This window comes from Defluviimonas salinarum (genome assembly GCF_026013545.1).
GTDB classification, from domain to species: Bacteria; Pseudomonadota; Alphaproteobacteria; order Rhodobacterales; family Rhodobacteraceae; genus Albidovulum; species Albidovulum salinarum.
In genome coordinates this window covers 1-8,644 of record NZ_JAPDOG010000062.1, presented here as the reverse complement: position 1 = coordinate 8,644, position 8,644 = coordinate 1, and the positions used below count along the sequence as shown (strand labels likewise).

General features: G+C 61.5%; 8 protein-coding genes and 2 pseudogenes. 8 read left to right on the top strand and 2 right to left on the bottom strand.

Annotated elements, in window-relative coordinates; all coding sequences use genetic code 11:
* The 5 genes and pseudogenes from OM960_RS24900 to OM960_RS24880 form a co-directional block, all read left to right on the top strand.
* Window positions 1-111 (top strand): annotated as a pseudogene (locus OM960_RS24900) (IS5/IS1182 family transposase); the annotation flags it as partial.
* Between the two features lie 38 nt (window positions 112-149).
* The gene (locus OM960_RS24895; RefSeq protein WP_264773871.1) at window positions 150-380 is read left to right on the top strand and encodes a hypothetical protein; all 231 of its coding nucleotides are present in this window, start codon (window positions 150-152) and stop codon (window positions 378-380) included.
* 119 nt (window positions 381-499) lie between these two features.
* Window positions 500-2,698, top strand: a complete 2,199-nt coding sequence (locus OM960_RS24890) for an AAA family ATPase (RefSeq protein ID WP_264773870.1) — start codon at window positions 500-502, stop codon at window positions 2,696-2,698.
* 130 nt (window positions 2,699-2,828) lie between these two features.
* Entirely contained in the window at window positions 2,829-3,317 is a 489-nt protein-coding gene (locus OM960_RS24885) for a hypothetical protein (RefSeq protein WP_264773869.1), read from the top strand.
* Window positions 3,318-3,537: 220 nt separating this feature from the next.
* Window positions 3,538-4,494 carry an IS5 family transposase gene (locus tag OM960_RS24880; RefSeq protein ID WP_264773868.1) on the top strand — a complete coding sequence of 319 codons (957 nt, stop codon included), beginning with the start codon at window positions 3,538-3,540 and terminating at the stop codon, window positions 4,492-4,494.
* Between the two features lie 143 nt (window positions 4,495-4,637).
* Here the strand turns inward: OM960_RS24880 and OM960_RS24875 are convergent, their stop codons facing one another.
* Window positions 4,638-5,606 (bottom strand): helix-turn-helix transcriptional regulator, encoded by a 969-nt coding sequence (locus tag OM960_RS24875; RefSeq protein ID WP_264773867.1) that lies wholly within the window; start codon window positions 5,604-5,606, stop codon window positions 4,638-4,640.
* On the opposite strand from OM960_RS24875, the gene speB reads away from it, so the two are divergent.
* The 3 genes from speB to OM960_RS24860 all read left to right on the top strand — a co-directional run bounded on the left by speB (window position 5,557) and on the right by OM960_RS24860 (window position 8,533).
* Window positions 5,557-6,528, top strand: coding sequence for an agmatinase (gene speB / locus OM960_RS24870; protein ID WP_264773866.1), 972 nt, complete (start codon window positions 5,557-5,559; stop codon window positions 6,526-6,528). The genes OM960_RS24875 and speB overlap by 50 nt on opposite strands.
* A gap of 74 nt (window positions 6,529-6,602) precedes the next feature.
* On the top strand, window positions 6,603-7,685 hold the full coding sequence (locus OM960_RS24865) for a polyamine ABC transporter substrate-binding protein (RefSeq protein ID WP_264773865.1): 1,083 nt from the start codon (window positions 6,603-6,605) through the stop codon (window positions 7,683-7,685).
* Between the two features lie 56 nt (window positions 7,686-7,741).
* Entirely contained in the window at window positions 7,742-8,533 is a 792-nt protein-coding gene (locus tag OM960_RS24860; RefSeq protein ID WP_264773864.1) for an MBL fold metallo-hydrolase, read from the top strand.
* A 19-nt stretch (window positions 8,534-8,552) separates the two neighbouring features.
* Here OM960_RS24860 and OM960_RS24855 read toward each other — a convergent pair.
* Window positions 8,553-8,644: pseudogene (locus OM960_RS24855) on the bottom strand (IS5/IS1182 family transposase); the annotation flags it as partial.

The window sequence follows — 8,644 nt, the reverse complement described above, 5'->3', positions numbered from 1 at the left end:
CTCAAGAACGCCCGCCGTGTCGCCACCCGCTACGACAAGACTGCCGAAAGCTTCCTGGGTTTCATCGACATAACCTCGATCCGCCTCTGGCTCCGCCAATTGTCAACATGACCTAGTCGGCGCCCTGCCTCGCCGCAAGCCAGGTTTCTTTGACATCGCCCGTGCGGGTCGTGCCGATGGCGACGGGGCACCGCGCGATCCGCGCCGAGAAGAAGCTCCATGGCCGGCTCAAGCGCGCCTTCCCGGAGAGCATCATCCGCCGCGACAAGTTGGCGGGCGCGCTCAACGTCGTCTCGGAGATCTATTCCGGGAAGATCGAGGGCGAGATCCACCGCCTGCTCGACGCCCTTGAAGCCGCTATCCCGAACAGTCGCGCCTGACGCGTCCCGGCCTCTTGATGGCTTATCCCGGAACCATCCCGGAACCGTCGCAGGCGGTTCCGGGAACGCCCCCGATCCGCAGCCCGCGCCTGCGCCGCTGCCCCGCCAGGAGATCCCCCATGCCCCATCCGCGCCCCGACTGGTCGGCCTATGCCGACAGTGTCATCCGCCGCCTTCAGAGAAACCACCGCGAGCGCGTCGGGTTCGAGGTCGATCCCGAGGACCAAACCGCCCCGTCGCCGGCGCCCGAGGACGCGCCGCCGCCGTCGCTGCTCGAGCTTCTGTCGGGCGAGACCGAGCTGCTCCAGATGCCGCCGGAAGAGGTGGATGTCCTCCTGGAGGCGGGCCGCGATCCGCAGGCGACCGACGGCCGGGGCGTGGATCGCCCGGACGTCCGGATCCCGCCGATGGAGCTTTCGCTCGCGATCCGCTTGGCCGCGACGTTTCGGTCGCGCGCGGGCGCTCTGGCCATGCTTGAGCCCGGGGCCGCCACTGTCCTCGACGGCTTCGCTCCCGAGGAGACCGAAGTCATCGTCAAGCTCCTGGGCGGCTGCATCCTGCCGCCGGGCTGGCGGGCGGGAGAAAGTGAACGGTATCTCCTGCCGCCGGGGCGGGGGCTGCTGGTCGTCAGGCCGGACATCGCCAGCGGCGAGGTCACGAAGTTCGCCAACACGCGTTTCGCGACCGTGCTCGAAGAGGCGCTCGACAGCGAGCTTCCCCTTCTCGTGCTTCTGCCCACCGGCGCGGTGCTGCCGAAGGCCCTGGCGACGGTGATGCCGGCGCCGCGTCGCCTGGCGCCGCTCGACCGCGAGGTGATGATCCGCCACCTGCGCGCGAGCCATAGCGCCACCGGCAAGATTGCCGAGGGGCCGGTGCGAGCCGCGCTCCCCGAAGACCGGGCGCTCGCCGCGCTGCCGTTCTCCGCAGTGCGGCTTGCGCTGCGCGCGCCGACGCCACTTGCGGTGGCGGATCGCCTCGCCGCGTTGACGCAGCCCGCACCCGGTCCGCGGCTTGAGGAGATCGGCGGCGACGGCGCGGCTCTCCGAGCCGCGCGCCAATTGGTGGCCGACCTGCAACTCTGGTCCGAGGGAAAGCTCGCGTGGTCGGAAATGACCCGCTCGATGTTGCTCCACGGCCAGCCGGGTACCGGCAAGACCTGGCTGGCCAGGGCCATGGGCAACAGCGCGGGGCTGAACTTCGTCACGGCAAGCTTTGCCGCCTGGCAGGCCTGTGGACACTTGGGCGACATGCTCGCGGCGATGCAGAAGAGCTTCGCCGAAGCGCGTCGGCTCCGGCCCTCCGTCTTGTTCATTGACGAGGTCGATGCGGTCGGCTCCCGTAACGACGGCGACCGCCACGGGTCGAACTACCGCCGGCAGGTCATCAACGGCTTCCTGCAGCAGATGGACGCGATCTCCCATCTCGAGGGTGTGATCGTCATCGCCGCCTGCAACTTCCCCGACGCCATCGACCCCGCCGTCCTGCGGCCGGGCCGGTTCGATATCAAGATCGAGGTCCGGCTTCCCGATGCCGACGCCCTGCAGGGCATCCTGTCGTTACAACTTGGAGGCATGTTTCCCGCCGCGGCGCTTCGGGACCTGGCCCGCGCGGCGGTCGGCAGCAGCGCCGCCGAGGTCGACGCGGCGATCCGCGCCGCCCACGCCGAGGCCCGGGCCGAGAGCCGGGAACTCCGCCTCGAAGAACTCGAAGCCCGGCTCGCGCCGCATGGGCATGGGCAGACCTGGGAGTGGCGCGTTGCGGTCCACGAATGCGGACACGCGATCGTCTGCGCCGCGCTCGGGCTCGGGACGATCACGCGACTCTTGGTTCGGCGCGATGGCGGCGAGATCCTTCGGAAACGCGGCCACAGCGAGACCCGGCTCGAGGATCTCGAGGCCGAACTTGCCTACACGCTCGGCGGCCGGGCGGCGGAGCGGCTTGTCCTTTCAAGCCTCTCCGCCGGGGCGGGCGGTTCCGCCGCCAGCGACCTCGCGATCGCCACGCGTCTCGCGCTCAGCATCGATAGCCGCTACGGACTTGGCGCCTGGGGCCCGATCTACCTGGACGCCCCCGACGGTGCGCTCCTGCACGATCCCGCGACCCGCCAGCGCGTCCGCAACAGGATCGAGAAGGCTGAACGGCAAGCGACGGCAATCCTCCGGGAAAACAGTGACCTGCTGGAGCGGATGGCAGGGGCACTCGCCGAAGAGCGGCTCCTGAGCGGCAGTTCCATCGACGACTGGCTCCGGCAAGTCCGGGGTGCCAGTGCCGACCCTGAAGATGGCCCGGAACCGCCTGGCGACATCATCCGGGCCTGAGGCATCTGGTCGGGCAAGCGCACCGAAAAGGTCCGCAGAGCTTGCAGGAATAAACGGACGTCACGTTCCCGGCCGACACGAATCTCACTGGCACCGCGAAAGAGTTTTGGGGTTGTCGCGCCCTCATGACATGCTGACGATCGCAAACCGCGATCCTTGGACGATCAACCGCACATTCAGCGGCGATGTACCGCGAAATGTACCTTGGAAAGCGAAGGAGAAGAATTCATGTTCGAACTCAACGCGTTGGCTAAGTTCTGTGGCGGAGCGGACGGGACTGGAATCGAACCTTCTCTACCGACAACTCATTGACTTTATTCACCTTGAAGATCGCTCCCCCATTCTCCAAACCGATGACTGCGTTTCCCTCACCGCACACTGCAATCTCGATACCGACCAGATTCCGTCTGCCCAAAAGCCAGTAGTTGGCGGCGTGGAATTAGGAAGAAAATTTGCCGTATTCGGCCATTCGCTGCGCCCGGCCTCAAGGATAATAATGCGGGACGAAGGAGCCGTTGTCCTATCAGGCGTTTGCTGGCGCAGCATCCACTCGCAGGTGCGGCACACTCATTGCTGCGTTGCAATCGATTTCGCCAGGCCGGTCGTTCACCCGTGCTGATTTCGCCAGATTTCAGTCCACCCATTCGCTGCGACCGGTTACGACAATCGAGATGCGGTCTTTGCGGACTCGCGCCGAGGTGGTTGATGCAGATGAGTGCAAACGGAAAAAGACCTTTCCAATCGGTCGCATCTGCCCGCCAAGTTAAGGAACGTCTGAAAAACCTGCCGCATCCGGCTTGATCTGATAGAACTCGGCGACGCGACGAGGAGCCCTGCCGATGCCGAAACAGCCAGCCTTTCCCGGCCTACGCGATGCGATGAAGAAGAAGGTGACGCGGCGGGAGCAGTTTCTGGCGGAGATGGATGGGGTGGTGCCCTGGAGCCGGCTTCTGGCGCTGATCGCGCCGCACTATCCCAAGGCTGGGCCGAAGGGCGGGCGCCCGCCGATGGCGTTGGAGACGATGCTGCGGATCTACTTCCTCCAAAACTGGTATGCCCTCAGCGACCCGATGGCCGAAGAGACGCTGTACGACAGCGAGGCGATGCGTCGCTTCGCCGGGATCGAACTCGGCGACGATCGCATTCCCGACGAGACCACGATCCTCAACTTCCGCCATCTTCTGGAGCGGCACGGGCTGACCGAGGCGATCTTTGCCGAGGTGAATGTCCACCTTGCGCACAAGGGTATCTCGCTGCGCTCGGGCACGCTGGTGGATGCGACGATCATCGATGCGCCGTCCTCGACCAAGAACAAGGCGGGTGCCCGCGACCCCGAGATGTCGTCCACGAAGAAGGGGAACGCGTGGTATTTCGGCATGAAGGCGCACATTGGCGTCGACGCCGAAAGCGGCGCAGTTCACAGCCTCGAGACCTCGACCGCCAAGCTGCACGACAGCCAGGTCTGGAACGAACTGCTCCACGGCGAGGAAGACTCGGTCTGGGCCGACAAGGGTTACGTCAGCGCTGAGCGCGAAGCAGAGTTCAAAGGGCCAGGCAAGGTCTGGGGCGTGATGCGCAAGGCCCCCAAGGGTGGCCAACTGCATCCCATCGACGCGCAGATCAACCAGATCATCGCCAAGGTGCGCGCCAGGGTCGAGCATCCGTTCCGGGTGATCAAGCGCCAGTTCCGTTACGTGAAGACCCGATACCGGGGCCTCGCCAAGAACCGCGCCCAGTTGTTCACGCTATTCGCGCTCGGCAACCTGTTCCTGGTTAGGCGGAGGTTGGTGGCATGAGGGACGAGTCCGTCCAAAATCGCCAGATCGGCCCCAAAACGGGCCGCAAAGGGCGAAAAACTGCCCCTCCGGCGGCAGCCAGTCCGCCTCAAGCGGCAGATGACTGCTGTTCAGCGAAGCCGAAGGCGTAGTTCAGACGTTCCTTAAGTCGGCGAGATGACATGGCGCGTTGCCATAGAAAACAGCTCAGCTTGCGAGGATACCCCTAGTTTGGCGTAAGCATTGTGGCGATGAACCTTCACCGTTCCCTCGGATATGCCCAGATATGCGGCTGCGGACGGCGTTGAATGTCCTTGCAAGACCAAGCGGATGATCTCGGCCTCACGTGGACTGAGTATATCGGCGCCGAAGGACTCAAAACTGTCTTCGACGAATTTCTGATCGGCTGAACGCGGTTCCATGTTGTGATCGCCCCAGTTCATTTCCACGGCGGTCGCGAGGATCGGAAACATCGTTTGCAGGCGTGCAAGCTGCGCAGGTCCGAACCGGGCACGCCTTCGGGTCAGCGCGAACGACACCACGATCCAGTATCGCTCATCAAACCGGATCAGCGCGCCGGCTTCGTCGCTGATCCGGATATTGCGATAGAAGGTGCGATAATACTCGGACCGGAAGAAGGCCTCCGGCGCCAGGTCCAGCGTCCGAACGATCCCCGGTTGGTGACCCTTCCTGCTGGCCTGGTAGAGCGGATCCAGCAGATAGGGCCCTGTTGCGTAGAACTGAACCGAGATGGCAGCCTGAACATCGTCCAGGTCATGATACAATGCGACCGGTGGTGCGTTTTCCGAATAGCGCGTCACAATCATGGAATCGATCGGACAGCAAGAGTCGACCAACCGCCTGAGCGACACAGCAAAACTGTCGCGACCTATGTTTTCCATGAGCGCCGCGATCCTCAACGCAATGGCATCGTCGAAGATAAGGAGATCGCCAGCCTTCGGGTCTTCTAAGGTCATTCGCCAGAAACCTATATCTTGAGATATATATCTATACATTAATTTACCCGCATAGGCAAACCGGCCATTTTCAGCCGCGATAAAAAAGTCTTGAGAGATGAAGCCAATGGCGAAGGATTCAAAGGTCAATCCGAGCACGGGGGACCAGGCGTTCACGCGGGAATCGGTATACGGAACAATGGCGGAGGCGACCTATGCGGGGGCGCTCAGTTTCATGCGGAGGCGCTATACCCGCGATCTTTCAACTGCGGACGTGGCAATCATGGGGGTACCGTTTGATCTGGCGGTTTCGAGCCGGTCTGGCGCCCGACACGGGCCGCGCGCGATACGCGCGGCGTCGAGCCAACTCGCTTGGTCGTCGCCCTGGCCCTGGGCTACGGACCCGTTCGACGCACTGGCAGTCGTAGATTACGGCGACTGTCGATTTGATTCCGGTTACCCTGCCAATGTTCCGAACGAAATCGCAGACGAAGCGCGCGCCGTACTGTCAACTGGCACTGCCTTGCTGACCATCGGCGGCGACCATTTCATCACCTACCCGCTGTTGAAAGCCCACGCGGAGAAACACGGACCACTCAGCCTTGTCCAGTTTGATGCCCACACCGATACCTGGGCGGATGACGAAGGTCGGATCGACCACGGCACGATGCTGTGGCACGCGACCCGTGAAGGCCTGGTTGATCCGGCCCGCTCGGTTCAGGTTGGCATTCGCACACACAACCCCGAACCGCTGGGCTTCAACATTATTGACGCTATCGAGGTGCACCGGGAAGGTCCGCATGCGGCTGCCCAGAAAATAAGACAGATCGTAGGGGACAACAAAATCTATCTTACGTTCGACATTGATGCGCTTGAACCAGCATCAGCGCCCGGCACCGGAACGCCAGTCATCGGCGGCCTAAGCCCTTATCAGGCGCAGGAAATCCTGAGAAACCTGGCGGGCATCAGGCTGGTTGGCATGGATGTCGTCGAGGTCGCACCGGCCTACGACGTCGGTGAAATTACTGCTCTGGCCGCCGCGGCAATCGCCAATGACCTGCTGTGCCTCTATGCCGCCGCCCATAGTGACGACGGGTGAGGGCGACAGCTTACGTGTTCGAAGGCAAGTCTAAATCATTAAGTCATGAACGGGAGGAGAATATGAAACCAGCTATGAAACGCCTGTCCACGGGGGCGGCGCTATTCTGCTTCGCAACACAATCTGCAGCACAGGACGAAACCGTTAATGTATTCAACTGGTTTAATTATTTTGGGGAAACAACGCTATCCGACTTTGAGGACAGACACGGCATTCAGGTCATATACGATTCCTTTGACTCACCCGAAATTCTGGAGACTAAAGTGCTCATCGGGGGTAGCGGGTATGATGTCGTCTACCCAGGCTCCAGCCAGATGGCGAGGCACATCCCGGCCGGTGCTTATCAGAAACTCGACAAGTCGAAACTGACAAACCTGGGCAATATCGATCCGAAGTTTATGGAAATCCTTGCTGTGTACGATCAAGGCAACGAATACGCCGTCCCCTACACATGGGGAACAACCGGAATCGCCTACGACTACGCTGAGGTTGACGCCCGCTTGCCCGATGCGCCCGTTGATAGCCTTCGGATGATTTTCGATCCAGAAATCGTATCGAAGTTTGAGGATTGCGGGGTGTTCATTCTCAATTCTCCGACATCGGTAGTGGCGGCGGCCTTGACGTACCTTGGCAAGGATCCCAACAGCGAGGACACCGACGATCTTTCAGCCGCGATGGATGTCCTGGCGCAGGTGCGCCCCTATCTTAGGCATTTCAACAATGGTCAGGTCATCAACGACCTAGCTGGCGGGGACCTTTGCCTCGCGATGACGTATAACGGAGATGTTGGACTTGCCTATGTCCGCGCTGAGGAGGCGGGAAAGCCGATCACCATCGCCTACTCCATCCCGAAAGAGGGCGCCGAGATCTATTTCGACGTGATGGCTATACCAGCCGACGCCCCGCACCCAGAAGCGGCGCACAGCTTCATCAATTATATCCTGGAACCTAGGGTCGCTGCGGAGATTACTAATTACATCTACTTTGCTAATGCCAACGCCGAGGCAACCGAAATGGTTGCGGAGGAGATCAGGAACGATCCCGGCACCTACCCGCCGACGGAAGTCGAAAAAAAGCTCTATGCTATCGAACCTAATTCACAGAAGTTCACGCGACTATTGAACAGATCCTGGACGCGTTTCAAAAGCGGACAGTAAATGCATGCTTCAGGCGGCGATCTCGGATCGCCGAACAGCAACTTTATGGGGGCGACATGCCTTTTCCGATCGCCGACCGATGGTTCGAAAAGAAGCGGATCAACGATGACATCACGCTGATCTATGAACCCTATGTGGTCCCGTTTTTGCGATGCAACATCTGGCATATTCGCGGCCGCGATCGTGACCTGATGATCGACACCGGCACCGGACTGGACAGCCTTTCGCGCTTTGCGAGACACATTCTTGGCCAGAAAGTGACAGCCGTTGCCACTCATGTCCACATGGACCATATCGGCTGCCACCACGAGTTCGACCACTGCCTGGTGCACGAATTGGAGGCCGACGGGCTTCGCAATCCGCGTGCCGAGTTGACGCTGGTAGGCGACTGCTTCGACCCGAACGACATCGCGTCGCTGTACCTGCCCGGTATCGATGACCCAGGCCTTGACGGGCCAATGGTGACCGCGCTTCCCCACGCTGGCTTCGATCTGCGGACCTATCGGCTTCGGGCGGCCTCGGGTGTCTCATGCATCGGCGAAGGCGATGTCGTGGATATCGGTAGCAGGGCCTTCGAAGTGTTACATCTTCCCGGGCATTCGCCCGGCAGCGTCGGGCTTTGGGAGGCAGAAACCGGCACTCTGTTTTCAGGCGATGCAGTTTATGACGGGCCACTGATCGACGATCTGCATCACTCGGAACGTGACACGTACGAAGCCACGCTACGACGGTTGCGAGACCTTCCTGTCAACACGGTTCACGCTGGTCATGACCCGAGTTTCGGTCGCGAACGTTTGCATCAAATCATCGATGAACAATTGCAGAAATGGGATTCCGTCAATCGCTAGGCTCCAGACTCATTGATCGTCAAAGCCAGAACAGGACGGTTGCGGCGAGTGCGACGGCGGAAAGGAAGGTCTTGGCGCATCTGTCGTAACGGGTTGCGACCCTGCGCCAGT